The 25089-nt window shown below is 68.4% G+C and carries 25 protein-coding genes; 20 read left to right on the forward strand and 5 right to left on the reverse strand.

The window, feature by feature from the left end; genetic code table 11:
* Position 1: 1 nt before the first annotated feature.
* Together ACFQ9R_RS25970 and ACFQ9R_RS25975 are read right to left on the reverse strand one after the other, a co-directional pair.
* Positions 2-1450, reverse strand: a complete 1449-nt coding sequence (locus ACFQ9R_RS25970) for a hypothetical protein (protein WP_378993854.1) — start codon at positions 1448-1450, stop codon at positions 2-4.
* Positions 1447-1860, reverse strand: coding sequence for a hypothetical protein (locus ACFQ9R_RS25975; RefSeq protein WP_378993856.1), 414 nt, complete (start codon positions 1858-1860; stop codon positions 1447-1449). The genes ACFQ9R_RS25970 and ACFQ9R_RS25975 overlap by 4 nt, the downstream gene beginning before the upstream one ends.
* 356 nt (positions 1861-2216) lie before the next feature.
* On the opposite strand from ACFQ9R_RS25975, the gene hrcA reads away from it, so the two are divergent.
* The 9 genes from hrcA to ACFQ9R_RS26020 all read left to right on the forward strand — a co-directional run bounded on the left by hrcA (position 2217) and on the right by ACFQ9R_RS26020 (position 12687).
* The gene (hrcA, locus tag ACFQ9R_RS25980; RefSeq protein ID WP_378637503.1) at positions 2217-3251 is read left to right on the forward strand and encodes a heat-inducible transcriptional repressor HrcA; all 1035 of its coding nucleotides are present in this window, start codon (positions 2217-2219) and stop codon (positions 3249-3251) included.
* 130 nt (positions 3252-3381) lie between these two features.
* Positions 3382-4536, forward strand: a complete 1155-nt coding sequence (gene dnaJ, locus ACFQ9R_RS25985) for a molecular chaperone DnaJ (protein WP_378993858.1) — start codon at positions 3382-3384, stop codon at positions 4534-4536.
* Between the two features lie 4 nt (positions 4537-4540).
* A complete protein-coding gene (locus ACFQ9R_RS25990) occupies positions 4541-5281 on the forward strand; it encodes a 16S rRNA (uracil(1498)-N(3))-methyltransferase (RefSeq protein WP_378993860.1) in 741 nt (246 codons plus the stop codon).
* 199 nt (positions 5282-5480) lie between these two features.
* Positions 5481-6545: a PhoH family protein gene (locus ACFQ9R_RS25995; RefSeq protein ID WP_378637749.1), complete on the forward strand. Its 1065-nt coding sequence runs from the start codon at positions 5481-5483 to the stop codon at positions 6543-6545.
* Between the two features lie 63 nt (positions 6546-6608).
* Positions 6609-7157, forward strand: a complete 549-nt coding sequence (gene ybeY, locus ACFQ9R_RS26000) for an rRNA maturation RNase YbeY (protein WP_364410399.1) — start codon at positions 6609-6611, stop codon at positions 7155-7157.
* On the forward strand, positions 7154-8524 hold the full coding sequence (locus ACFQ9R_RS26005) for a hemolysin family protein (RefSeq protein ID WP_378993862.1): 1371 nt from the start codon (positions 7154-7156) through the stop codon (positions 8522-8524). Before ybeY ends, ACFQ9R_RS26005 begins: the two co-directional genes overlap by 4 nt.
* Positions 8517-8852, forward strand: a complete 336-nt coding sequence (locus ACFQ9R_RS26010; RefSeq protein ID WP_378993864.1) for a cytidine deaminase — start codon at positions 8517-8519, stop codon at positions 8850-8852. Before ACFQ9R_RS26005 ends, ACFQ9R_RS26010 begins: the two co-directional genes overlap by 8 nt.
* The gene (gene era / locus ACFQ9R_RS26015) at positions 8845-9756 is read left to right on the forward strand and encodes a GTPase Era (protein WP_358112172.1); all 912 of its coding nucleotides are present in this window, start codon (positions 8845-8847) and stop codon (positions 9754-9756) included. Before ACFQ9R_RS26010 ends, era begins: the two co-directional genes overlap by 8 nt.
* A gap of 90 nt (positions 9757-9846) precedes the next feature.
* Positions 9847-12687: an ABC transporter substrate-binding protein gene (locus ACFQ9R_RS26020; RefSeq protein WP_378993866.1), complete on the forward strand. Its 2841-nt coding sequence runs from the start codon at positions 9847-9849 to the stop codon at positions 12685-12687.
* 6 nt (positions 12688-12693) lie between these two features.
* On the opposite strand, the gene ACFQ9R_RS26025 is transcribed toward ACFQ9R_RS26020, so the two are convergent.
* Positions 12694-14121, reverse strand: a complete 1428-nt coding sequence (locus tag ACFQ9R_RS26025) for an amidase (RefSeq protein ID WP_378993868.1) — start codon at positions 14119-14121, stop codon at positions 12694-12696.
* A 142-nt stretch (positions 14122-14263) separates the two neighbouring features.
* Between ACFQ9R_RS26025 and ACFQ9R_RS26030 the strand changes: the two genes are divergently transcribed.
* From ACFQ9R_RS26030 to ACFQ9R_RS26070, 9 genes are all read left to right on the forward strand, one after another.
* Positions 14264-15130 (forward strand): alpha/beta fold hydrolase, encoded by an 867-nt coding sequence (locus ACFQ9R_RS26030; RefSeq protein WP_378993870.1) that lies wholly within the window; start codon positions 14264-14266, stop codon positions 15128-15130.
* Positions 15117-15716, forward strand: coding sequence for a TetR/AcrR family transcriptional regulator (locus ACFQ9R_RS26035; RefSeq protein WP_378993872.1), 600 nt, complete (start codon positions 15117-15119; stop codon positions 15714-15716). The genes ACFQ9R_RS26030 and ACFQ9R_RS26035 overlap by 14 nt, the downstream gene beginning before the upstream one ends.
* Before the next feature lie 47 nt (positions 15717-15763).
* Positions 15764-16546, forward strand: coding sequence for a DNA repair protein RecO (gene recO / locus ACFQ9R_RS26040; protein WP_101463905.1), 783 nt, complete (start codon positions 15764-15766; stop codon positions 16544-16546).
* Between the two features lie 53 nt (positions 16547-16599).
* Positions 16600-17415 carry an isoprenyl transferase gene (locus ACFQ9R_RS26045; RefSeq protein ID WP_378637531.1) on the forward strand — a complete coding sequence of 272 codons (816 nt, stop codon included), beginning with the start codon at positions 16600-16602 and terminating at the stop codon, positions 17413-17415.
* 77 nt (positions 17416-17492) lie between these two features.
* Positions 17493-17846 (forward strand): YbjN domain-containing protein, encoded by a 354-nt coding sequence (locus tag ACFQ9R_RS26050; RefSeq protein ID WP_243655106.1) that lies wholly within the window; start codon positions 17493-17495, stop codon positions 17844-17846.
* A gap of 75 nt (positions 17847-17921) precedes the next feature.
* Complete coding sequence (locus ACFQ9R_RS26055; RefSeq protein ID WP_378993874.1) at positions 17922-18845, forward strand: ABC transporter ATP-binding protein; 924 nt, start codon at positions 17922-17924, stop codon at positions 18843-18845.
* 1 nt (position 18846) lies between these two features.
* Complete coding sequence (locus tag ACFQ9R_RS26060; protein ID WP_378993876.1) at positions 18847-19632, forward strand: ABC transporter permease; 786 nt, start codon at positions 18847-18849, stop codon at positions 19630-19632.
* Positions 19633-19724: 92 nt separating this feature from the next.
* A complete protein-coding gene (locus ACFQ9R_RS26065; protein ID WP_378993878.1) occupies positions 19725-20888 on the forward strand; it encodes a sensor histidine kinase in 1164 nt (387 codons plus the stop codon).
* Complete coding sequence (locus tag ACFQ9R_RS26070; RefSeq protein WP_378993880.1) at positions 20885-21490, forward strand: response regulator; 606 nt, start codon at positions 20885-20887, stop codon at positions 21488-21490. The genes ACFQ9R_RS26065 and ACFQ9R_RS26070 overlap by 4 nt, the downstream gene beginning before the upstream one ends.
* Position 21491: 1 nt before the next feature.
* Here ACFQ9R_RS26070 and ACFQ9R_RS26075 read toward each other — a convergent pair whose 3' ends face one another.
* Positions 21492-22244, reverse strand: coding sequence for an LGFP repeat-containing protein (locus ACFQ9R_RS26075; protein WP_378993882.1), 753 nt, complete (start codon positions 22242-22244; stop codon positions 21492-21494).
* A 109-nt stretch (positions 22245-22353) separates the two neighbouring features.
* The gene (locus ACFQ9R_RS26080; protein ID WP_378993884.1) at positions 22354-22962 is read right to left on the reverse strand and encodes a TetR/AcrR family transcriptional regulator; all 609 of its coding nucleotides are present in this window, start codon (positions 22960-22962) and stop codon (positions 22354-22356) included.
* A gap of 103 nt (positions 22963-23065) precedes the next feature.
* Here ACFQ9R_RS26080 and ACFQ9R_RS26085 point away from each other — a divergent pair, with 103 nt between their 5' ends.
* On the forward strand, positions 23066-24040 hold the full coding sequence (locus ACFQ9R_RS26085; RefSeq protein WP_378993886.1) for a hypothetical protein: 975 nt from the start codon (positions 23066-23068) through the stop codon (positions 24038-24040).
* An 82-nt stretch (positions 24041-24122) separates the two neighbouring features.
* On the forward strand, positions 24123-25088 hold the full coding sequence (locus ACFQ9R_RS26090; protein ID WP_378993888.1) for a DUF1152 domain-containing protein: 966 nt from the start codon (positions 24123-24125) through the stop codon (positions 25086-25088).
* The last annotated feature ends 1 nt before the right edge of the window (position 25089 follow it).

Below are 25089 nucleotides of genomic sequence, written 5' to 3' on the forward strand. Positions count from 1 at the left end.
GTCAGCCCCGAGTCGCCGTTGAGCGTTGCTCGACCGGCGAGAAGTCATCGCCACCACCGATCACCCCACCGGCTATCGCCGGTCGTGGCGCACCGAGTAGTTCCGCGGTGTTCGCGAGCGTGATCAAGTACTCCGGCAGTCCGCGCACGGCGTCGACGCCCGGCGCGGGCGCCGTCGGCGGTCCTCCTCCGCAATGGAAGTAGCGATCGACCGACCTGGTTGTGGCGTGCCCCGACGGCGGGTTGACGCCGATAGCCGGGCCTGTCGATCCGGGAACGCTGTGCCCGATACCCGGCCTCGACACATCGTGCTGGCCGGGCGGTCGATACCGCGGTGCCCTACCCCATGTCCGGTCATCGCCTCCGCTCGTGCTGACGCTCGGACCCATACGCCCAGCCGCTGAGCCTGCAGCGGGAACACGGCCCGCCGAAACCACCCCGGGGTCGACAGCCGCCGCGGAAGTCCCCGCGGGCGCTGTGAGCAACCCTGCGCCGACAGGTGCCGTCAACGTAGCCGTACCGCTCGGCGGTGCCGCGCCAGTGACACCCGACGACGCCGAGGTCACCGTCGTAGCGTTGCCTGGGCGTGCCGATCGGTCATCGGATTCCACCGATCTGCCGTCGACCAGTTCGTGACCGTCGACCAGCACTCCCGTGCCGCGATCAGCACTCCTCACCTGCTCCGAGTCTCCGACCGTCACCTGCTGGGCCGAACTCTCCCCGGACGCGACGGACAAGTTCTGCCCGCCATCTGCGGAAACCTCGACCGGCGACACCTTGCGCCGCTCGCCTCGCGATTGCCCCACGGTGCCGATCAGTAATTGCCGATCGCTCAGTTCGCCGGAGTCGAACGACCGAAGTGGCATGGGCAGCACCGGAATGCGAGCGACCAACTCCGCGATCGGCAACACGTATCGCTGCCGCATCGCCGTCCGCGCATCCTCCTCCGCGGCCGAAGCCGCACCGTGCGCCGATGCTGAGCCCATGGTGTGTACCGCCCCACTCGCCGACCATGCCGCGGCGCCGATCTCCTCGGCAACGGGTGACCCGACCGCGTACTTGGTCGCCACGATCGCCTCGGCAGCCGCTCGAACCACGCCCGGCAAATCCTCCAGCGCGACAGTCAGATCGTGCGCTCGGGCGACATAGTCGTCGACCGCGGATCCGGCCGCGGCGGCACCCACGCCCGACCAAGCCGACGCCAGCGACCCATCCACTGCGTGCCGGAATGCGCGTAGACCCTCGTCCCACCACCGCGCGATCTGCTCGAACCTGTCCGCTTGCGCCAACGCGTCGGTCACCTCGAGTGCCCCGAATGCCGCGACGATCTCCCGATGTCGCCAACAATGCGTGTTCTCCCCGCCGCCGGGAACACCCGATTTCGTGACGTCGCTCGAATAGTCCGGATATGTGTTCTCGCCGCGAATACCGCTCGGCTCGGGGCCTGTCACGCTGACACCGAAGAAATATGTTGTCCCGCAGAGGGTTCCGGCATCCGAAGTCGATCAGCCCACGCTTCGTCAGCAACCACCATCAGATCGCGCGCAGCCCGGAAAGATTGCCGAATATCGGCCACGATCTGTGAATGCGCGTCCAATACGGCAGTGACGCTGTTCTCGTTCGCCGCCGCGAGGGAACGCAATCGCGCGACCAATGTGCGACCGGATACCAACCGCGCTTCTCCCTCGCCGAGCCCCCAGCGCTCCTGATCGCCGATTTCCACGGCAAGTGCCCGTATCCGCGCGATCGCGCGGAGAAATTCCACGCACGCACCGTCGATCCGGGCGAACTCCGCCGGCCGCACCGCGACCGCGCTCGAACCGACTTGCCCCGCTTCGCCGACCCCACCCGGATACACCACAGTTCCCTCCCCGTGCACTCTGTAGTCAGCTGAAAATAGCTGGTAGGCCCCCTGATTCAGTCCGAAATCTACGCCCGCTGCCCGAGCCCGGCAACCCGCGAAACCGCAACTGTGGATAACTCGGGTCTGTGGATAACCCTGGCGTGGGGCTCGACCGAGCCGACAAACCGAACACCGCCCCCGACGCCGGATATCCCCGCATGACGGTTCGATGCCGGACCGCCGTGCGATCCAGGGATCGGCAACAAGACAATTAGACTGGACAACAAGACGCTGCGAGCGTCGGCGTGCGACCCTGTGCGAACGCAGCACGGGTAGGCGTGACGTACCAGGCACGAGCGAGGAAGGTGGGGTCGATGGCGTCGAGTACCGAGGATCGACGTTTCGAGGTCCTGCGAGCGATCGTCGCGGACTACGTCGCCACCAAGGAACCGATCGGCTCCAAGTCCCTCGTGGAACGGCATCACCTCGGCGTTTCCAGCGCCACCATCCGCAACGACATGGCGGTGCTGGAGGCCGAGGGCTACATCACGCAGCCGCACACGAGCTCGGGCCGCATCCCCACCGACAAGGGCTATCGCGAGTTCGTCGACCGGATCGCCGAGGTGAAACCGCTCTCGGGCGCCGAACGCCGGGCGATCATGGAATTCCTCGAATCCGGGGTCGACCTCGACGACGTTCTGCGCCGCGGCGTGCGCCTGCTGGCCCAGCTCACCCGCCAGGTCGCTGTGGTGCAGTACCCCACCGTCTCGGCCTCGATCGTGCGCCACATCGAGGTCGTCGCGCTCAACCCGGCCCGGCTGTTACTCGTGGTGATCACCGACACCGGCCGCGTCGACCAGCGCATCGTCGACCTGGGCGCGGTGATCTCCGACGAGGACCTGGCCGCCGTGCGCGGCCTGCTCGGCGGGGCTATGGACGGCAAGCTGCTGTCGGTGGCGAGTGCGTCGGTAGCCGGTGTGCCCGAACGCGCACCGGCCAAGATCCGCGACGTGCTGGTCCGGGTCTCGACCGTCCTGGTGGAGACGCTGGTCGAGCACCCCGAAGAACGCCTGGTCCTCGGCGGCACGGCCAATCTCACCCGCAATGTCGCCGATTTCGGCTTCCCCGGCTCCCTGCGCACCGTGCTGGAAGCCCTGGAAGAACAGGTCATCGTGCTCAAATTGCTCGCCGCCGCCCAGCAGCCGGGCCAGGTGATGGTGCAGATCGGCGAGGAGACCCAGGTCGAGCAGATGCGTGGCACCTCTGTCGTCTCCACCGGTTACGGTGCGGCGGGCGCCGTGCTGGGCGGTATGGGTGTGCTCGGCCCGACCCGCATGGACTACCCCGGCACCATGGCATCCGTCGCGACGGTCGCCCGCTACATCGGCGAGGTGCTCGCCGAAAGGTGAAGCCAGCTCGGGATCCACGACAACCGGACTGTTAAGGTCGATACTTCGGCCGGTAAAGTTGAGTGGATTCGACTAAAGGATGCGCCCGGCGCTCGGCCGGCCCACACCGACCAAGGACTAGAGAACTCACGTGGCACGGGATTACTACGGACTGCTCGGCGTCGGCAAGAACGCCACCGACCAGGAGCTCAAGCGCGCTTACCGCAAGCTGGCCCGCGAACTGCACCCCGATGTGAACCCGGACGAGGGCGCGCAGGCCCGCTTCAAGGACGTCTCCACCGCCTACGAGGTGCTGACCGACCCCGAGAAGCGCCGGATCGTCGACCTCGGCGGTGACCCGCTCGAAAACGGCGGCGGCGGAGCAGGATTCAACGGTGCGGGCTTCGGCGGCCTCGGCGATGTCTTCGAGGCGTTCTTCGGCGGGATGAGCGGCCAGGGCGGTGGCCAGCGCAAGCCGCGCGGCCGCGTGCAGCCCGGCGCCGACTCGCTGATCCGCACTCGGCTGAGCCTGGCCGAATGCGCGGTCGGCGTCACCAAGCATCTGACCGTCGACACCGCGATCCTCTGCGATGTCTGCGTGGGCTCTGGCACCAACGGCAACTCCAAGCCGGTGCGCTGTGAGACCTGCGACGGCGCGGGCGAGGTGCAGTCGGTGCAGCGCTCGTTCCTCGGTCAGGTGCTCACCTCGCGGCCCTGCCCCACCTGCCGTGGCGCGGGCGAGACCATCCCCGACCCCTGCAACAAGTGCGGTGGCGACGGCCGCGTGCGCGCCCGTCGCGAGATCGCCGCGCCCATCCCGGCCGGTGTCGCCAGCGGCATGCGGGTTCGCCTCGCGGCGCAGGGCGAGGTGGGCCCCGGCGGCGGCCATGCCGGCGACCTCTACGTCGAGGTGGTCGAGCAGCCGCACGACACCTTCGTGCGCGACGGCGACGACCTGCACTGCACGGTCCGGGTGCCGATGGTCGACGCGATCCTCGGGACCACCGTGGTCGTCGACACCATCCTCGACGGCCCCACCGAACTCACCATCGCGGCGGGCACCCAGCCCGGCGAGGTCATCCAGCTGCGGGCGCACGGCATGCCGCGCCTGCGTTCGGGTGCGCGCGGCGACCTGCTCGCCCACCTCGACATCGTCGTGCCGAACAAGCTCGACGGCAGGCAGACCGATCTGTTGCGCAAGTTCAAGGGCATGCGGGACAAGGATCGCGCCGAGGTGATGTCGACCCAGTCCGAGCACAACAGCGGTCTGTTCGCCCGGCTGCGCGCGTCGTTCAGCGGGCGCTGAGCCCGTGGCCGCAACGGTCTTCTACCTCGACGAGGTCCCCGAGCCGGGCGCTGTCGCGGTGCTGGACGGCCCCGAAGGCCGCCATGCCGCGACCGTGCGCCGGATCAAGGTCGGCGAACCGATCACCCTGTCCGATGGGCACGGTGTGCTGGCCGACTCGGAAGTCGTTGCGGCCCAGAAGGACCGGCTCGAACTGGCGGTCCGTGGCCGTCGGATCGCCGCGCCGCCCACTCCGGCGGTGACCGTGGTGCAGGCGCTGCCCAAGTCGGATCGCTCCGAGCTGGCCGTGGAATTGATGACCGAGGCCGGCGCGGACCTGATCGTCCCGTGGCAGGCCGCGCGCTGCGTCGCGAACTGGGAAGCCAAGGCCGCCAAGGGCATCGAGAAGTGGCGTGCGGCGGCGAAGTCTGCGGCCCGCCAATCCCGTCGCGCCTACATTCCCGAGATCGCCGCCCTGCACCGCACCCGAGACCTGGTGGAACTGGTGCGAAAAGCCAAGGCGGACGGCGCGATCGTCGCGGCCCTGCACGAATCCGGCGCGGGTAGATTCACCGAACTGCCGCTGGCCGCGGCGAGCGAAGTGGTGCTGATCGTCGGCCCCGAAGGCGGCCTCGACGACGCCGAGCTGGCCGCGCTCGCGGAGGCGGGAGCCGACATCGTGCTCCTCGGCCCGACCGTGCTGCGCACCTCCACCGCGGCGGCCGTCGCGCTCGGCGCGCTGGGGGCGTTGACCTCGCGCTGGTGAGGCAGGAGTGGACCGTCCGGAACCGGGTATTTCACGGGGACGCGAACGGCATACCACGGGCGCATTTTATCCACTGTGCGGTGTCAGTGCTCGGCGGTAAACTGATCTCATCGAACACCAGGTCGAAACCGGAAGCAGGCTGTAGCCACTTTTGAAGAACTCAGGCGAGATCGGCAACCCCACCAACCCCGTATCAGACATCGGCGCAGGCGGTAACAATGCTGGTCCCGCCGCGCGGACCGTGCGTTCCAGCATCGAGCTCGCCCCGGAGTCGGTTTTCGGTTTCCTCGGCTCGGCCGACCAGAACCTGCGGCAGCTGGAGAAACTCCTCCCGGCCGACATCCATGTCCGCGGCAACACCGTCACCATCACCGGTAAGGCAGGCGATGTGGCGCTGGCCGAGCGGGTCATCGAGCAGCTCGTGGCGCTGACCGGCCGCAACCGGGTGATCACGCCCGAGGCGGTTCGCCACACCATCTCGATGCTCACCGACGAGGGCGTGTCCGAATCGCCCGCCGAGGTGCTGAGCCTGGATATCCTGTCGCGGCGGGGCAAGATCATCCGCCCCAAGACGCTGAACCAGAAGCGCTATGTCGACGCGATCGATGACAACACGATCGTGTTCGGCATCGGCCCCGCGGGCACCGGTAAGACCTACCTGGCCATGGCCAAGGCGGTGCAGGCCCTGCAGTCCAAGCAGGTCACCCGCATCATCCTGACCAGGCCCGCGGTCGAGGCGGGTGAACGGCTCGGCTTCCTGCCCGGCACCCTCAACGACAAGATCGACCCGTACCTGCGCCCGCTCTACGACGCCCTGCACGACATGATGGACCCCGAAGCCATTCCGAAGCTGATGGCCTCCGGTGTCATCGAGGTCGCGCCGCTGGCGTACATGCGTGGTCGCAGCCTCAACGATTCGTTCATCATTCTCGACGAGGCGCAGAACACCACGGCCGAGCAGATGAAGATGTTCCTCACCCGCCTCGGCTTCGGTTCGCGGATGGTGGTCACCGGCGACATCTCGCAGGTCGACCTGCCCAACGGTCAGCGCTCGGGCCTGCGTGCGGCCGCGGAGATCCTCACCGATATCGACGACATCCACTTCTCGGAGCTCACCAGCGCCGACGTGGTCCGTCACCGGCTGGTCTCCGACATCGTCGACGCCTACGACCGCTTCGAATCCGAGACCCGCGCGGTGCCGGGCCCGCACTACCCGGGCAATCGCGCCCAGCGCAGGGCCGCGGGTCGCAGCGACCGGCGCTGAGGTGCGCCACGCTGGCCCGATGCCGCTCCCGGCGGCGTCGGGCCAGCACCGTACCCTGAACAGGTGAGCATCGAGATCGCCAACGAATCGGGCATGGACGTTCCCGAAGAAGACCTGGTCAGCGTCGCGCGTTTCGTGATCGGCCGGATGGACGTCCATCCTGCCGCCGAACTGTCGATGGTGCTCGTCGATCTCGACACCATGGCCGACCTGCACGTGCGCTGGATGGACCTGCCCGGCCCCACCGACGTGATGTCGTTCCCGATGGACGAACTCGAGCCCGGCGGTCGTCCCGACAGCCCGGAGCCCGGCCCGTCCATGCTCGGTGACATCGTGCTGTGCCCGGAGTTCGCGATGGGTCAGGCGCAGAAGGCAGACCATTCGCTCGATCACGAGCTGGCCCTGCTCACCGTGCACGGCGTGCTCCACCTGCTCGGCTACGACCATGCCGAGCCGGAGGAGGAGAAGGAGATGTTCGCGCTGCAGGCCCAGCTGCTCGAGGAGTGGTACGTGAGCCTGCGCGAGGAGCAGCGCCGCGCCGAGCTGGCCGAGCGTGACGACCGTCTACTCGGCAAGGCAGGTTTCACCGCACCCGGTGAAGGCCCCGCGTGACAGCACTGACCCTGATCCTGCTGGCAATCGTGTTGATCGGTATCGGCGGGGTGTTCGCGGGCGTGGACTCGGCACTGAACACGGTGTCACGGGCCAGGCTCGACGACATGGTCCGCGAGGAGCGCCCCGGCGCCGCACGACTGCGCAAGATCGTCGACGACCGTCCGCGCTATGTGAATCTCGTTGTCCTGCTGCGTATCCTGTGCGAGATCACTGCCACGGTGCTGCTGGCGGCGGCGACGCTGGACCTGTGGAACGAGAGCACGGCGCTGCTGGTCACCGCCGCGCTGATGGTTGTTGTCTCCTATGTCGTGATCGGCGTCGGTCCGCGTACCCTCGGCCGTCAGCACGCCTACTCGATCGCGTTGGCCGCCGCCGTGCCGCTGCAGATCATCGGCGCGGTGCTCAGCCCGGTCAGCCGCCTGCTGATTCTGCTCGGCAACGCGATCACCCCCGGTAAGGGATTTCGCAACGGCCCCTTCGCTTCCGAGATCGAGCTGCGCGAGGTGGTCGACATGGCCCGCGAGCGCGGCGTGGTGGCCGACGATGAACGCCGGATGATCCAGTCGGTCTTCGAGCTCGGCGACACTCCGGCTCGCGCGGTGATGGTGCCGCGCACCGAGATGGTGTGGATCGAGGACGACAAGACCGCCGCCCAGGCGATGTCACTGGCGGTGCGATCGGGCCATTCCCGGATTCCGGTGATCGGCGAGAACGTCGACGACATCCGCGGCGTGGTCTACCTGAAAGACCTTGTGCCCTACGCCGATCGCGCCCGCAAGGTGTCGGTGGGCGATGTCATGCGGCCCGCGAACTTCGTCCCCGATTCCAAGCCGCTCGACGAACTGCTCGACGAGATGCAGCGCCGCCGCAATCACATGGCGCTGCTGGTCGACGAGTACGGCGGTATCGCGGGCCTGGTGACCATCGAGGACGTGCTCGAGGAGATCGTCGGTGAGATCGCCGACGAATACGACACCGACGAAACCCCGCCCGTGGAGGACCTCGGCGACGGGCGCTACCGCGTCTCGTCGCGGCTGTCGGTGGAAGACCTGGGGGAGCTGTACGGCCTCGACATCGAGGACGACGACGTGGACACGGTGGGCGGGCTGCTCGCTCACGAGCTGGGCCGCGTGCCGCTGCCCGGCTCCAAGGTGACCGTCTACGGGCTGGTGCTGCGCGGCGAGGGTGGCGCCGACGCGCGCGGGCGCATGCGAGTCAACACCGTGCTGGTGCGCCGGGCCGCGGACAAGGCCGACAAGGCGGAGAAGAAGACCGACAAGCCCCGCAAGGGCACGACCGACGAGGCAACCGCCGACACCGACACGGTGCGCGTGCCCGACGACAACGGAGAGCACCATGAGTGAACTGAACGCAGAGGACAACAAACTGCTGGTACTGGCGCGTGGCGCGCTGGGCCGCACCGGGGGTGCGAGCGGCGCCGCGGTGCGCGATACCGATGGCCGCACCTACGCCGCGGGCGAGGTCGGGCTGACCGCACTGCGCCTGACCGCGTTGCAGGCCGCCGTGGCCGCCGCGATCTCGAGCGGCGCCGAGGGGTTCGAGGCGGCGGTCGTCGTCGGGGGTGACGCCGAGGACGCGGGCATCGACGCCGTGCGCGAGGTCTCGCCGTCGGCTTCGGTGATCCGCACCGACCGCACCGGCGCCGTGCTGAGCGAGGTGCACGGTGGCTGACTCCGGCAAGGAATTCCGTTCCGGCTTCGTCTGTTTCGTCGGCCGCCCCAACACCGGTAAGTCGACGCTCACCAACGCCCTGGTCGGCACCAAGATCGCGATCACCTCCTCGCGCCCGCAGACCACCCGCCACACCATCCGCGGCATCGTGCACCGCGAGAACGCCCAGCTGATCCTGGTCGACACCCCCGGCCTGCACCGTCCGCGCACCCTGCTCGGCCAGCGTCTCAACGACCTGGTCCGCGACACCTATTCCGAGGTCGACCTGATCGCGTTGTGCATCCCGGCCGACGAGAAGATCGGCCCCGGTGACCGCTGGATCGTCGAGCAGATCAGGATGATGGCGCCCAAGACCAAGATCCTCGGCGTGGTCACCAAGATCGACAAGGTGGGTCGCGACGAGATCGCGCACCAGCTGATGGCGCTGTCGAAGCTGCTCGGCCCCGAAGCCGAGGTCGTTCCGGTCTCGGCCGTGAAGGGCGAACAGGTCGAGGTGCTCGTCGACGTGATCGCCTCGCAGATGCAAGAGGGTCCGGCGTTCTATCCCGACGGGGAGATCACCGACGAGCCGGAGGAAACCCTCATGGCCGAGCTGATCCGCGAGGCCGCTCTGGAAGGCGTGCGCGACGAACTACCGCACTCGCTGGCCGTGGTGATCGAGGACATCGAGCCGTACGAGGCGAACGAGGACATGCTCGAAGTGCATGCCCTGCTGTACGTCGAACGGCCGAGTCAGAAGGCGATCATCATCGGTAAGAACGGTGCCCGCCTCAAGGAGGTCGGCACCAATGCCCGCAAGCAGATCGAGCACATTCTGGGCACCCGCATCTACCTGAACCTGCACGTGAAGGTCGCCAAGGATTGGCAGCGCGATCCGAAACAGCTGGGGAAGCTGGGCTTTTGACCGTTTGACTGTCGGCGGTTCGGGGTATCGTTCGGCGAACACGCCGGTTCGTTCGGCGTGTGTCGCTGATCGTCCGGGGAGGCCGTGGAAGTGCCCGATGCCAATGATGTCGGCAAGCTGCTGGAGCTGCTGCGGGCGCTCGAGATTCCCGACGCCCGCCCGCGCGTGCTGCGCACATTGGTTCACGGGCGGCGCGCGCTGCCGCGGCCGATCATCGAAGTCGTCGGCGTTGCCGGGCACACCGCGCTGGTCGGCGAAATCTACAGTTGGCTCAGCGAATCCGGGGGCAGGCGGGCGACGCCGCGCGTCAAGATCGACCTGCACGCGCCCGACCTGCCGCGCACGCTGCTCACCCCCGACCTCAACGCGATCGACGCGGGTCCGCACGCCAATGACCAGGAGATCCCCGGCCACTGCCTGCCGATCGTCCAGCAGCTGGTGGCGGGTTTCGCCGCCGACGACACCGCGATGGGCGCGATCAAGTTCCCGCGCTACCGCACCGCCGACTGGCTGACCCGCCAGCGGGTGACTTCCGACGAATCCGAGGCACCCGACGAGCTGCGTCGCAGACTGCCCAAACTGCTGCGTAGCGGTTCACCGACGAGCCGTTCCGACACCGCCGAAGGTGTTGCGGGCGACACGATTTCGCGAGTGGTCTTCGGTGTGCTGGCGCTGTGGCCGGTGCTGCGGTTGTGGCTGTGGGTGTCGGGGCGCATTCCCGGCATGTCGAAGGTGACGCGGTGGTTCCTGCACCAGCGCTACCTGGCGCCTGAATTGTCAGGCAGCTTCCTCGGTTTCGCGTCCCGGCTCACCGCGTCACATCGGGTCGACGAGAACGAGGAGCAGGTTGCCAAGCTCCTCGTGCACGCGTTTCTCGAGGACCTGCGCGATGCCTACCGACGCCGGATCTGGCGACCGTCGAGCTGGCGGCGCACCGCGTACCCGGTGGCGTTGCTCGGTGGTCTGGCCGAGGGCAGCGACGGTGCGCGCATCCTCACCTGGATCAACGAAATCAGGAACGAGACCGGCCTTTTCGATCCGCTGGTCGTGGTGGCGCTGCGCGACGAAGGGCCCAGCCGTGAGGTCGGCGAGCTCTCGCACATCAGCGACCTCCGCCCGCTGCGCACCCTGGAAAGTCTCGCCGACGCGCCGACCCCGCAACCGCCCGATCCACTGCAGGAGTGGGTGCGCGAGATCGACAACCGGCGCACCCATCGTCAGGCCGACGCCTGGTTCCTCCCGTTGCGCGCGATCCTGCCGCCCGACACGACCCCGCGCGTCAGCGATGGCCGCTTTCGCGGTCTCGCACTGCCGCCCGCGCCGCCGCTCGCCGCGCGCAGCTGGTTCGTCGGTCTGTGTGTGCTGATCCCGATCGTGCTGGCCGTGGCCGCGACCCTGGTCTACTTCCCGCCGCTGCGTGGCGCCGAATGCTCGCACTGGCCGTGGACCGACGGTGTCTCGGTGAGTTTGCGCGACGGTGAATGCGTCGGCTACAGCGACAACCCCCGCCAGACCTTCGCCGACGACCCCGAGCTGTCGGCGATGCAGCGAGAAGTGTTCCGGCTCAATGTCGCCGCGGCCGACGCGCGCGCGAACAACCCGAACAGACCCTTGATCTCGCTGGTGTACTTCGCCGGCCTCAGCTACGTCGACACCAATGTGCGCTACCCGCACGCCCAGGTCGAGGAGCTGGCCGGACTGGCGGTGCAGCAGCGTCGCGCATTGCTGGCCTCCGATGAATCGGAACCGTTGCTGCGCATCATCATCGCCAACGGCGGCTCCGATATGCGCCAGGCCGGGTGGGTGGTCGACAATCCGCTGCGCGAGCTCGTGGCCGACGATCCCAGCGTGCTCGGGGTGGTGGGAATCGATCGCAGCAACGACGAAACCCGCAAGGCCATCACGCGTCTCGGTGAACTCGGGGTGCCCGCGGTGGCCACGACCCTGTCCGCCGATGGTCTGGAGCAGGCATCGCCGCTGTATTTCCAAGCGGCACCGAGCAATACCGTGCAGGCCCGTCTGGTCGCCGACTATGTGCAGGGTGCGCGTGACCTCAACGGCGCATCGCGCTACGACAAGGTGGCGATCTATCACCCCGAGGCCGCCGGTGATCTGTACGTGACCACCCTGGTGGAAGATCTGCAGAAGGAGCTCACCAAACGCGGTGTGGCCCAACAGAGTATGAGCTGGCGCGAACAGCAGCAGCTCTACCGTTTCCCCGCACCGTGCGAGACCGCCGGATTCGACCGTCGCACCCTGCTGTTCTTCGCGGGCCGCAACGACGACTTCCCGACCTTCGCCAAATCGGTGAGTCGCGGCTGCCTCAGCGGCGCGGGCCCGGCGATCCTCGGCAACGACGCGGTGACCAGGCTGATCACTGATCCGAAGGCCACCGCCGCGCTTCCCGCCAACCTCACCGTGCGCTATGTGTCCAAGGCCTCGCCGGTCATGCTCGGCGGCGCCGATTGTGTCGGCGGCATCGGCAAGCTCGGCGACCAGCCGGTGCCGTTCGAACACGAGCAGCTGTGTACCGAACTGGCGGGGTTGATCGGGGACCTCCGTGGCTATCCCGACCTCACCGACTACCGGCCCACCTGGGCGGGTGACCGTACCGGTCTGGCCTTCGACGTGAGCGGCCTGTTCGTTCAAGCGGTGCGCAACAGCCGTGGCGTGCTGGCCGACCTCCCGCCGAACCGAACCGCCATCGCGGTCCAGCTGCGCGAGTCCGACTATCGCGGCGTCACCGGCACTCTCGGTTTCTCGACCAGCCGTGTCGCCGACGGCTCGTCGATCGCGGTGCTGGTCACCACCGCGGTCGGCGGCGCGGGACCACAGCGCTGCCTGATGATGTTTCCCCGGCAGACCGGCCAGGACGGTTGTCCGTCGGGTACCAAGAGCGACCTCGAAGGGTGGTCGGAACCGGGCCGATAGGAACGGTCACCACCACTGCGTGGGGCGGTGACGCTCCCAGTGCAGTTCCGATTCCAGCTGGGCCGCCAGCGAGATCAGCAGTGGTTCGCTGTCGGCGGTGCCCATCAGTTGCGCACCGATCGGCAGTCCGGCGTCGGTGAAGCCGGCGGGCACGTTCACGCTCGGCCAGCCGAGCACGTTCCACGGCCAGGTGTACGGGCATGCGGCGGTGATCAGATTGTTCGTCGCACCGAAGCCGATGCCATCGATCTCCTCCACCTGCGGGGGAGGGGTCGCGGTGGTCGGCGCCAGCACCAGGTCGTAGTCGTCGAAGAACGAGCCGATGCGCTTGTGCAGCAGGGGTTCCGCGAGACGCGCGGCGGTGAGTGCGGGTCCGCTGAGCACGCGTCCGATGCGCGCATTGGTGGTGGTCCTCGGGTCGACGACCGCGCCCGGCATGTCCCGGTGCACCCGGCTGATCCCCGCCAGTGATCGTGGCAGGAAGGACGCGCCGATCATCAACCCGTAGTGCAGGTCTGTCACGGTGACGGTATGGCCGAGCGTGCGCAGGGTGGCGGCCAGCGCGTGCACGGCGGCCGCGATCTGTGGATCGAGCGCGGTGGTGGTCGCGGTGTACGGAATGCTCAGGGAGAGCGCAATTCTGAGCTTGCCGGGATCGCGCCCGACGGCCGCGCTCGCCTCGATGGGCGCGGGCTTGTGCCGGTCGCCCTCGTGCGGTCCGGCGGCGATGTCGAGCAGCAGCGCCGCGTCCCGCACAGTGCGCGCGAGCGGTCCGTTGACGGTGAGCCCGTTGAACGCCTCCGCCAGCGGCCAGGTGGAGATGCGCCCTCGCTGCGGCTTGATCCCGATCAGGTTGGTCCACGAGGCCGGGATACGCACCGACCCCGCGCCGTCGGAACCCAGCGCGGCGGGGACCAATCCGGCCGCGACCGCCGCCGCGGACCCGCCCGATGACCCACCCGGCGTGCGCGTGCGATCCCACGGATTGCGGGTGTGGCCGAACGCGTCACCGCTGGTGAACGGCAGCTGTCCCAGCTCGCAGGTATTGGCCTTGCCGACGATCACCGCACCCGCCGCGCGCAACCGGCGCACCGATTCGGCGTCCGCGGATTTCGGCGTGAACTCCCCACCACACCCGAAGGCGGTGACTTCGCCGCTGATGTCGGTGTCGTCCTTGACCGCGATCGGCACACCCAGCAGCGGCAGCCGCACACCCGCCGCCAACCGCGCGTCCGCCTCGGCCGCCTCCTTCAGCGCGGCGTCGCGACGGACGACCCGGAACGCGTTGAGCGACGGCTGCGACGCCTCGATCCGGTCGAGCGCGTCGGCGACGGCGACGACCGAGGAAATACTGCCGTCGGCCACGGCCGAGGACAGCTCGGTGAGGCCGAGATCGGCCGAGGAATTCGGTGCGATGTGGTCGGGCGCGGACATGTGAGCTCCGTCTCTGCAGGTGCGTGGCTCGACCGTAACGCGAACCTGGTCACCCGTCCACATCCCCTAGGGTGGGTATAGACATACATACGGTATGTATGTAACAGTGGACGTGCCCAGTATTCGACCAGGGGAGGACCCCATGGGAATCAGCTCAGCACTCGGCCCGGCACGCGAGATCGCCCTCTCATCCGGCCGCATCCGCTATCACGACACCGGCTCCGGATCGCCGGTCGTCTTCGTCCACGGACTGCTCGTCAACGCCGATATCTGGCGCGGGGTCGTGCCCGGTCTGGCCGCCGCAGGCCACCGCTGCCTCACGCCCGACTGGCCGCTCGGATCCCACACCATCCCGATGCCCGACGCCGATCTCGGTCCCACCGGCATCGCGGACCTGATCGCCGAGTTCCTCGACGCGCTCGACCTCACCGATGTCACGATCGTCGCCAACGACACCGGTGGTGCGCTCACCCAGATCCTGATGACCCGCCGACCGGAACGGATCGGCCGCGTCGTCCTGGCCGCCGTCGACTGCTACGAAGTGTTCCCGCCGCAGCCTTTCGCGGGCTTGCTGAAGGTGGCGAAGATTCCCGGCGTGATCCGGCCGCTGCTGGCGCCGATGCGCTTCGGGTTCATGCAGCGCCTGCCACTCGGATTCGGGCTGGTCACCAAACATGCCCTGCCGCAAGAGATCGCGCAGTCCTATTTGGGGTCTGCCCGGCGCAACGCCGCCATCCGTGATGATCTGCGCCGCTTCGCCGCCGGTGTCGACAATCGATGCACCGTGGCTGCCGCCGAACGCTTCGGCACGGTCGATGTGCCGGTGCTGGTGGTCTGGTCGACCGAGGACAAACTGTTCCCGATGGCGCTGGCCGAACGGCTGGTCGCCGATCTCCCGCGGGCGAGCCTGCGCACCCTCGACAATTCCTACACTTTCATCCCCGAGGACCGGCCGGAGTTGCTCACCGAACTGATCGTGGAGTTCACTCGGCTGCATGCAGCGCCGTAGTCAGGAGGATCGCTCCCGGGTCACCCGAGCCGCGCTCGAGCAGGCAGGCCGTCGCCTGTTCGCCGAGCGCGGCTTCGCCGGTACGTCGGCCGAGCAGTTGGTGGCCGCCGCCGGTGTCACCCGCGGCGCCCTGCACCACCACTACGGCGACAAGCGCGGACTGTTCCTCGCGGTCCTCGAACAGGTCGAGACCGAGGCCACCGAGGAGATCGCGAGCGCTGTCGCCGCTGTCGACCGCGCCGACATCATCGGTGGCATGACCGCGGGTCTGGCGCGTTTTCTCGACATCTGCGCCCGCCCGGAAATGCTGCGCATCGTGTTGATGGACGCCCCGACCGTCCTCGGCTGGCCCGCTTTCCGCGAATTCGAAGCTCGTCACGGACTCGGCCTCATCACCGACGAACTGCAACGCGCCACCGACGCGGGCCTGATCCCGGTCGCCCCCGTTCCGGTACTCGCGCAACTCTTGCTCAGCGCCATCACCGAAGCCTCGCTCATCGTCGCCCACGCCGATGACCCCGACCGTGCTCGCATCGAAACCCAGCAATCGCTGCTGCTCCTCATCGCCGGTCTGCTCCAGTCCTGATCCGTGTCCGTGACCGCGGTGTCGGGCGCACATGGAAGACTGGGCGCGTGCGGTTGTATCGGGATGAGGCGGTAGTGGTTCGCCAGCACAAGCTGGGCGAGGCCGATCGCATCGTCACGCTCCTGACCAGGCAACACGGGCTCGTCCGGGCGGTGGCGAAGGGGGTGCGGCGCACCAAATCGAAGTTCGGGGCGCGGCTCGAGCCGTTCTCCTACATCGATGTGCAGTTGCACCCCGGGCGCACGCTCGACATCGTCACCCAGGTCATCACCGTGGAGGCGTTCGCCGCCGACATCATCGACGACTACGGCCGCTACACCACCGCGTGCGCGATCCTCGAAACCGCTGAGCGTCTCGCGGGTGAAGAACGCGCACCCGCCCCGAAACTGCACGTACTCACCGCGGGTGCCCTGCGCGCGATCGCCGCCAAACAGCGACCCCACGAACTGATCCTGGACGCGTACCTGTTGCGCGCCATGGGTTTCGCCGGGTGGGCGCCCGCGCTCGACGAATGCGCCCGCTGCGCGACCCCCGGCCCGCACCGCGCCTTCCATGTGGCAGCGGGCGGCGCGGTCTGTGTGCACTGTCGTCCGCCGGGCGCGAGCACGCCCATCACCGGGGTGCTCGATCTGCTCGTCGCCCTGTTGAAGGGGGAGTGGGCCTACATCGACAGCGTTCCCGACAACGTCCGCCGCCAGGCCAGCGGTCTCGTCGCCGCCCACCTGCAGTGGCATCTGGAGCGCCAGTTGCGCACGTTGCCGCTGATCGAGCGATCCCGCATCGAACCCGCGGACCGGCCCGACGCCGCAGTCGTGGGCCGGGTCGGCTGAGCAAACGGCGCGAAGCCGGAGCCCGTGCAGCCCGTACCCGGCGATCAGGCAGGATGGATGCCGTGATCCTGCGTCGTGACTCCTCTCCCGCGAGCAAGGACGGCACCCGCACCGTGCGGCCGCCGTCCCAGCATCCCTCCGGCGCGCGTCCGCCCGCGATCCCGCCCGAGCTCGTCCCCAACCACGTCGCGCTGGTGATGGACGGCAACGGCCGCTGGGCCCAGGAGCGTGGCCTGCCGCGCACCGCCGGACACGAACGCGGCGAGGCCGTGCTGATGGACTCCGTCGAAGGGTGCATCGAGATCGGCGTGAAGTGGCTCTCGGCCTACGCCTTCTCCACCGAGAACTGGCGACGCAGCCCCGACGAGGTGCGTTTTTTGATGGGCTTCAACCGCGACGTGATCCGCCGCCGCCGCGACGAGATGCACGAGATGGGTGTGCGGGTGCGCTGGGCCGGGCGCCGGCCCCGCCTGTGGCGCAGCGTGATCAAGGAACTCGAGGTGGCCGAAGAGCTCACCAAGGACAACGACGTGATGACGCTGACCATGTGCGTCAACTACGGTGGTCGTGCCGAAATCGCTGACGCCGCAAGGGAAATCGCGCGCCGGGTGGCTGCGGGCGAGATCGACCCGGAGAAGGTCGACGAGGCCACCGTCGCGAAGTACCTCGACGAACCCGATATGCCCGACGTCGATCTGTTCCTTCGCCCCTCCGGCGAGTTCCGCAGCTCGAACTTCCTGATCTGGCAGGCGGCCTACGCCGAATTCGTGTACCAGGACACGCTTTTCCCCGACTTCGACCGGCGTAACCTGTGGGACGCGTGCCTGGAATACGCCAAGCGCGATCGCCGCTTCGGTGGCGCCAAATGAGTGACGACGGAGCCGAGATGGATACCACGGTCTCACCCGAAATCGACCTGCAGGCGCGCACCGGCGCGTGCCTGCAGATGCAGGACGTCGATGTCCGGGTGGACGCGGACGGGTCGCTGGGCTTCGAATACGACGGCGCCCTGTGCTCGATCCGCGCCGTCACCCTCGCGCCCGGCCTCACCGTGCTGTCGCTGACCAGCGTGCTGGCCTGGGATCGTCCGCTCAAGGCGGCCCTGCACAAGCGCGTCGCCGAACGCAACAACGAGATCCAGTTCGGGTCGGTCACGCTGATCGCCCGTGGCCAGCTGGGCGACGTTATTCTGCGCTACACCTTCCCCGCCGAAGGCCTGGACGACGGGGCACTCACCACCATGCTGCTGCTCGCGCTGTCCGGCGCGAGCCGAGCCCGGCAGGGGTTGCTCGCGCCGTAACCCGTGACACCTGTCATGGGCGAATGGTGACAGTCGGCTCAGGTTTCGCGGCCTCGTCCGCGCGAATCTTGAACCATGCCTTCACCACGAACAACCAGCGCGGCCATCGAGCTGCGCGACCTGCGCAAATCCTTTCCCGGGACCACGGGTCCGGTCCGCGCCGTCGACGGTCTCGACCTGACCGTGGCGCCGGGCGAGATCGTCGCCTTCCTCGGCCCCAACGGCGCGGGTAAGTCGACCACGATCGACCTGCTCCTCGGCCTGACCGCTCCCGATTCGGGCACGGTCGCGGTCTTCGGCCAAGCGCCGGAGGATGCCGTGCGGGCCGGGCGGGTGGCCGCGGTGCTGCAGTCGGGTGGGCTGCTGCCCGACCTCACCGTCGGCGAAACCGTTCGCTTGGTCGCCGCCCTGCACGCCCGGCCGCGGCCGGCGCCGGAAGTCCTCGAGCGGTCGGGCATCGCCGATATCGCCGACCGCCTCGTCGGAAAGTGCTCGGGCGGCCAGCAGCAGCGGCTGCGGTTCGCGCTGGCACTGCTGCCCGATCCGGACCTGATCGTGCTGGACGAACCCACCACCGGCATGGACGTGTCGGGCAGACGCGATTTCTGGGCGGCCATGCGCGAAGACGCCGTGAGTGGCCGCACCGTGCTGTTCGCCACCCACTATCTCGACGAAGCCGACGCCTACGCCGACCGGATCGTGCTGATGCGTGCCGGTCGTATCGTCGCCGACGGCAGCGCCGCCCAGATCAAGAACCTGACCGTCGGCCGGACCGTGGCGGCCACCCTGCCCGGTGCCGACCCGGCCCACCTGTCCGCGCTGCCCGGTGTCGAGCAGGTGGAGCTGCGCGGCGATCGAATCCTGTTGCAGGCCAGAGACTCCGATGATATCGCCCGTTTCCTGCTCACCCACACCGCGGCCCACGACATCGAAATCACCACCCACAACCTGGAATCGGCGTTCCTCGCGCTGACCTCCGCACCCGAAGGCGAGCGCTGACATGATCGAGACAACCCGCACCGCGACGAAACCGGTGCGCACACCTCGCCTCGGCGGCCTCAGCCCGGCCTTTCTCTCGCTCGAACTTCGCCGCATGCTCCGCAACCGGCGCACCCTGATCTTCACCCTGATCATGCCGCCGGTGTTCTTCGTGATCTTCGGTCTCCAGGGTGGAAACCGGGACGAGTCCTTCGGTTCGGGCAACGTCACCGGCTACATCATGGTGTCGATGGCGCTCTACGGCGCTCTGCTCGCGACTACCAGCGGCGGCGCGATGGTGGCGGTCGAACGTGCCCACGGCTGGACCCGCCAGCTGCGGCTGACACCGCTGCGGCCGGTGGCCTACGTGGCGACGAAGATCGCGGTCGCGATGTCGCTGGGGCTGGTGGCGGTGACGACGGTGTTCGTCGTCGGCGCGTTCTGCGGTGCGAGCCTGACGCCGGTGGCCTGGGTGGCCTGCTTCCTGCTCGCCTGGGTGTGCTCGCTGGTGTTCGCGGCCTTCGGTCTGCTCATGGGCTACCTGTTGCCCTCCGAGAACGTCATGCAACTGCTCGGCCCCGGACTGGCGATGCTGTCGTTCGCGGGCGGGCTGTTCTTCCCGATCCACGGGTGGTTCGCCGCGGTGTCGAAGGTGCTGCCGACCTACGGGGTCGCCACCCTGGTGCGTACCCCGTTCGGTGACACCGGTGCGGGCACCGTCGCGCTGGCCGTGGTGAATGTCGTCGCGTGGACCGCGGTGTTCGTGGTGGGCGCGGCCGCGCTGTTCCGCCGGGACACCGCTCGTTGAACGAACGATCACCCGGGCCGATTCGTGGGTACCGTCGGTACTCGCCGGGTCGGCCCGCGTGGCTGCGCAAGTGCTGTGAGAAGGGATTGCTCGTGAGTTCGGGTGACTTCGTCGACCGGGTGTTCGGCACCGGGGCGACCGATACCAGCGGCATGCGCCGCGGGTGGTTCGGTGCCGCGCTCGCGGCGGGATGGTTGCTGTACCTGGTACCGCAGATCTACGACAGCTGGGTCGAGCACGGCACGGTGCGGTCGGTCGGTGCGACGGCAGCCGTACTGGCGTTCGGCGGGCTGATCGTGACGGCGTTCGTCGTCTTCCGCCGACTCGACTGGGAGGAGCAGGACGATCCGCGGTCTGTCGATCCGCGGATCTGGCCGTTGCTCGCAGGCATGGCCGCGTTGTCGGTGGTGATGATGGCGCTGCTCGGCGCGGCCGCGCTCCCGACCGTGCTCTACATCGCCGCGGTCGCGATCTTCTCGCTGCCCACCCGGCTCTCGTTGGTCGTGGTGGTGGCGGTATCGGCGACGATGGTGGCGATGCCCGTGTTCGCGCCGGGTCGGTGGCTCGGTGGCACGGCGCTGGTGCTCGCGGTGATTCCACCGGTGATCTGGCTCGCCAGAGAGATCGGCTTGCGCGGCAGGCGACTCCAGGCGATCACCCGCCGTCAGCGCGCCGACCTGGCGATCGAGGCCGAGCGCAATCGGGTCGCCCGCGATGTGCACGACATCCTCGGCCATTCTCTCACGGTGATCACTATCAAAACCGAACTCGCGCAGCGTCTTATCGATGTCGACGTGGCGCGCGCCAAGACCGAGCTCGCCGATGTGGAACGCTTGGCCCGCGAGGCGCTCGCCGGGGTGCGCGACACCGTGGGTGGTCTGCGTGAGGTGAGCTTGCGCCGAGAACTCGCCACCGCGCACACCGCGCTGACCGCAGCCGAGATCGTTGCTGTACTGCCCGATTCGACGATGGTGGACACTCGGCACAGTGAACTGTTCGGCTGGGTACTGCGCGAGGCGGTGACCAACGTCGTGCGCCACAGTGCGGCCCAGCACTGCACCGTGGTCGTTACCGAGAACAGCATCGAGATCACCGACGACGGCCGTGGTTGCGACGTCACCGCACCGTCCGGTTCGGGTTTGCGCGGGCTGGCCGAGCGACTGCGCGCGGCCGGTGGCACGCTGACCATGTCGACGCCATCGGGCGGCGGCGTCGGCCTGCTGGCGACGGTGCCCGCGGAAGGGAGTGTCCGATGATCCGGCTGCTGCTCGCCGACGACCAGGCACTGGTGCGCGGCGCGCTCGCCGCCCTGCTCGGTCTGGAATCCGACCTCGAGGTGGTCGCCGAGGTCGGCCGCGGCGACGAAGTCCTGGCCGCGGTGACCCGCACCAGCCCCGACGTGGCACTGCTCGACATCGACATGCCCGGCCTGGACGGCATCGAGGTCGCCGCCCGCGTGCACGCCGAACACCCGCGCGTGCGAATCCTCATGGTCACCACGTTCGGGCGCCCCGGCTACCTACGCCGCGCCATCGATGCGGGCGCGAGCGGGTTCGTCGTGAAGGACACTCCCGCACGGGAGTTGGCCGACGCGGTCCGCCGGGTACATCTGGGACTACGCGTCGTCGACCCGGCGCTGGCGACCGAGACCCTCACTGCCGGAACGTCTCCGCTCACGGCCAGGGAACGTCAAGTGCTCGCCGCGGCCGCCGACGGTTCGGCGGCCGGGGCCATCGCCGAGCGCTTACACCTCTCGGAAGGGACTGTGCGCAACCATCTTTCGGCCGCCATCGGCAAGACCGGCACCCGCAACCGCGCGGAGGCGATTCTGGCGGCGCAGCGTCAGGGCTGGTTGTAGCTCAGCGCTCGGGCTTCCAGGTGATCTTGCCGCCCGTGAAATCCTGGGCCTTGCCGCCCTGGTAGTCGTACTCGTCGCTGGTGGGATAGCCGTAGCGGCCGTTTTCGCCGCCCGCGCGGATCCAGTCGGCCTGGATGCTGCCCCACACCGCGTGCGCGCCGGTCTTCGACGTCCAGTAGATGGCGCCGGTCGGGAACATGGTGAACTGGCCGTCGCCCTTGCCCGCCGCGGACACGTCGGTGAGCGGGAAGCCCAGCGGGCTCGACTCCCAGCCCAGCGCCGCCCACTTGTCGCGGATCGGGCCGCTGATCTGGTGTGTGCCGGTGCCGACGGACCAGTAGATCGAGCCCTTCTGGAAGTGGTTGAAGCGACCGCCGCCCGACGGGGTGGACTCCTCGCGGGTGGTCGGGTAGCCGAGCTTGCCCGACTCGTTGCCCGTCTCGGCGAACTTGTCCCGGATCTGACCCGAGACGGTGTTGGCGTTGGTGTCGGGATGCCAGTAGATGGCCGCGTTGTTGGCGAAGGTCTGGTACTTGCCGCCGGCTGCCGCGTCGGCTTCCGGGGAGGTGGGCTCGCCCAGCGCCGGGCCGCCCGCCTGGTCGTATTCGGTCTCGATCGCGCCGCCCACCTCGAATCCGCCGATCATCCTGGCCTGCGCGGTGCCTGCCATCGCCGCGGGCAGCGCGGCCACGACGGTCACGGCTGCCAGCGCGGTCAGGCCGCGTGATCGAAGGGTTCGACGGTGCAAAGTCACAGGAAACTCCCTGGTCGGATCGGTATTCAACGATGTCCGGCGCTCGGGACCCCCTCCGGTGCCGCACCCGAACCTACCCGTTCGGCGGCGGTGGCAACAGTGGCCTTGCTCACCGGGGATGGTGCGGAGGTCCCGGCAGCATGACCTCGAGACCGCGGGCGAAATCCTCCGGGTCGACGTCGGCGAGCAGGAGGTGCTGCAGGATGAAGCCGGGCAGCAGCCCGATGAGCGTTTTGGCGATCGCGTCGGAATCGGTGCCCGGTGGCAGCCAGCCGGACTCGCATAATCGGTCCGCGTACTCGAACCACAACGCGCGCATCGACGCGATGGCCGCGCGTACCGGGACGGCCGCCTCGTCCGAGACCAGCGCGAGCGCCCACGCCTGTGGGGCGAGTCGCAGCGGTCCCTCTGGTCCACTGCGTTTGACGATCTCGGTGGTCAGCAGTCGGATGACCTCCGCCGGGGGAGGCGCGGTCTCGGTGCGGATGATCTCGGCGAGCCGCTCGCGCAGCGGCCCCATCGTGCGTTGCACGAGCGCGGCGATGATCTCGTTCTTGCTGGTGAAGTACCGGTAGACCGCGCCCGCCGACATCTGCGATTCCGCGAATACGTCCTGCATCGAGGTCTCGTGGAAGCCCTTCCTGGCGAAGCACAGCTGCGCGGCGTCGAGGATCTGCTGCCTGCGGCGTTCCAGGTGTTCTTCGCTGACTCTGGGCATGGGTCAAAAGTAAAACGAATGTCCGTTCTTGACAAGCGAGGTGGGCGGTGTCACGGTAGGAACATCAAAAAGAACGAACATTCGCTTTAATGGGAGAAATCGCATGACGATCACCCGCCGAGCAGTAGCTCTCGGCCTCGCGGCCACCGCGATCCAGGCCCTGATGCTCATCGCTTTCGCCTGGCCCGCCGTCAATATCGGCCCGCGTGATCTGCCGATCGCCGTCGCGGGTCCTGGCTCCGCCCAGGTCGCCCAGCAACTGCGGCAGCGCGATCCCGAGGCCTTCGAGATCATCACCGTCGCCGACGCGCAGCAGGCGCGAAACGCGATGGCCGACAACGAGATCTACGGCGCTGTCGTCACCGGCAACGGTGCACCGCAGGTCCTGGTCGCCTCCGCCGCCTCGCCCGCCGTCGCCCAGCAGCTCACCGCCGTGGCACAACAACTCAGCGGTATCCCCGTCGCTCCGGTCGAGGACGTGATCGCCGTCGATCCCGACGACCAGCGCGGCGCGGGCTTCGGCTCGATGGTCCTGCCGCTGGTCATGTCCGGTATGGCAGCGGGCATCCTGCTCACCCTGCTGGTCCCCGCCTTCGGGTCCCGGCTCGCCGGCCTGGCCGCCTTCGGTGTCGCGGGCGGGCTCCTGAGCACCCTGATCTTCCACACCTGGCTCTCGATCCTGCCCGGCTCCTACCTCGAACTGGCCGCCATCGCGGGCCTGGCCTCCTTTACCGTCGCCGCCGTCATCGTCGGCCTGGCCGCCGCGATCGGCCGCCCCGGCATCGGCCTGGGCGCCCTCACCATGCTGCTGGTGGGCAACCCGTTCTCCGCCGCTACCTCGGCCCCCGAACTCCTGCCCCAGCCCTGGGGCACCATCGGCCAGTTGCTCCCCCCGGGCGCCGCCGCCGCCCTGCTCCGCTCGGTCGCCTACTTCGACAGTGCCGGCGCCCTCGCCCCCCTCGCCGTCCTACTCGCCTGGGCCGCAGGCGGAGTCGCCCTCCTCGGCCTCGGCGCCCTCCGCTCCCGCCAGCTGACCACGCCGACCGCATCTCCCGAACCGGTGGCAGTACCCGCCTGACCCGCCCCGCGAAAACGCTCCGCACGAACAACTCTCGTGCGGAGCGTTTGGCTATAACAGGTCCGACGCGGTAAGAACGCGGATGCTCACCCCATCACTACTGGACACCTCAGTGCTGATTCGACTCACTGATGCCGAACGCGTCCTCGTGGTAGGCGCCGGCGGTGGGTTCGATCTGCTCAGTGGGCTGCCGATTGCTTTCGCTCTCCGTGAGCGGGGGAAGACCGTGTTCCTGGCGAATCTCACCTTTACCGCCGCGACCCGCACCACGGCACGTTCGGTCGCACCGGGTCTGTTCGAGGTAGATGCCGACACGGAAGGACAATCGGGCTACTTTCCTGAGAAGCATGTTGCTACTTGGCTTGCCGATCATGGCTGTGCCGACAAGGTGTTCATGATCCGCAAGGGCGGCACCGCCTCGGTACGTGCCGCTTACGCATGGCTGGCGCGCGAGCTGGACCTCGACGGCATTGTGCTCGTCGACGGCGGTACCGATCTGCTGATGACCGGTGACGAAGCGGGCCTCGGAACGCCCGTGGAAGATGTCACGAGTCTGCTGGCTGCCTCAGCGCTCGACATACCGGTAAAACTCGCTGTCTGCGTAGGGTTCGGTGTCGACGCCTTCCACGGCGTCTGCCATGCCCACTTTCTGGAGAACGTCGCTGGTCTCGCCAAAGCCGGTGCCTACCACGGGGTATTCGCGCTGACGCCTGGACTCCCGGCTGTGGACGCTTGGCTGGACGTCGTTTCCTGGGTACAACGCCATACCCCTGGCCGCGAAAGCATTGTGTGCGCGTCGATCACCGATGCGGCTCGCGGGGAGTTCGGCGACCACCATTCACTCGACCGCACCCGGGCTGCGGACGCTCGACTCTTCATCAACCCGCTGATGTCGATGGTGTGGGGATTCGATCTCGATGCTGTCGCCCAGCGCGTCCGCTATCGCAGTCACATCGAGCATGCTGCCAGCCCATTCGAAGTCGCTGCCGCCATAGAGGCTTTCCGGAGCGAGGTGCCACTGCGTCCGTGGCGAGATATCCCGGTGTGAG

The organism is Nocardia sp. NPDC056541 (assembly GCF_042794235.1).
Classification (GTDB): domain Bacteria; phylum Actinomycetota; class Actinomycetes; order Mycobacteriales; family Mycobacteriaceae; genus Nocardia.

What these genes read in the sequence shown, in the direction of transcription:
- hrcA (WP_378637503.1), top strand. Translation starts at nt 2,217, where the DNA reads ATGGCGTCGAGTACCGAGGATCGACGTTTCGAGGTCCTGCGAGCGATC.
- ACFQ9R_RS26010 (WP_378993864.1), top strand. Translation starts at nt 8,517, where the DNA reads ATGAGTGAACTGAACGCAGAGGACAACAAACTGCTGGTACTGGCGCGT.
- ACFQ9R_RS26025 (WP_378993868.1), bottom strand. Translation starts at nt 14,121, where the DNA reads ATGTCCGCGCCCGACCACATCGCACCGAATTCCTCGGCCGATCTCGGC.
- ACFQ9R_RS26030 (WP_378993870.1), top strand. Translation starts at nt 14,264, where the DNA reads ATGGGAATCAGCTCAGCACTCGGCCCGGCACGCGAGATCGCCCTCTCA.
- ACFQ9R_RS26035 (WP_378993872.1), top strand. Translation starts at nt 15,117, where the DNA reads ATGCAGCGCCGTAGTCAGGAGGATCGCTCCCGGGTCACCCGAGCCGCG.
- ACFQ9R_RS26045 (WP_378637531.1), top strand. Translation starts at nt 16,600, where the DNA reads ATGGATGCCGTGATCCTGCGTCGTGACTCCTCTCCCGCGAGCAAGGAC.
- ACFQ9R_RS26050 (WP_243655106.1), top strand. Translation starts at nt 17,493, where the DNA reads ATGCAGGACGTCGATGTCCGGGTGGACGCGGACGGGTCGCTGGGCTTC.
- ACFQ9R_RS26055 (WP_378993874.1), top strand. Translation starts at nt 17,922, where the DNA reads ATGCCTTCACCACGAACAACCAGCGCGGCCATCGAGCTGCGCGACCTG.
- ACFQ9R_RS26060 (WP_378993876.1), top strand. Translation starts at nt 18,847, where the DNA reads ATGATCGAGACAACCCGCACCGCGACGAAACCGGTGCGCACACCTCGC.
- ACFQ9R_RS26070 (WP_378993880.1), top strand. Translation starts at nt 20,885, where the DNA reads ATGATCCGGCTGCTGCTCGCCGACGACCAGGCACTGGTGCGCGGCGCG.
- ACFQ9R_RS26080 (WP_378993884.1), bottom strand. Translation starts at nt 22,962, where the DNA reads ATGCCCAGAGTCAGCGAAGAACACCTGGAACGCCGCAGGCAGCAGATC.
- ACFQ9R_RS26085 (WP_378993886.1), top strand. Translation starts at nt 23,066, where the DNA reads ATGACGATCACCCGCCGAGCAGTAGCTCTCGGCCTCGCGGCCACCGCG.
- ACFQ9R_RS26090 (WP_378993888.1), top strand. Translation starts at nt 24,123, where the DNA reads ATGCTCACCCCATCACTACTGGACACCTCAGTGCTGATTCGACTCACT.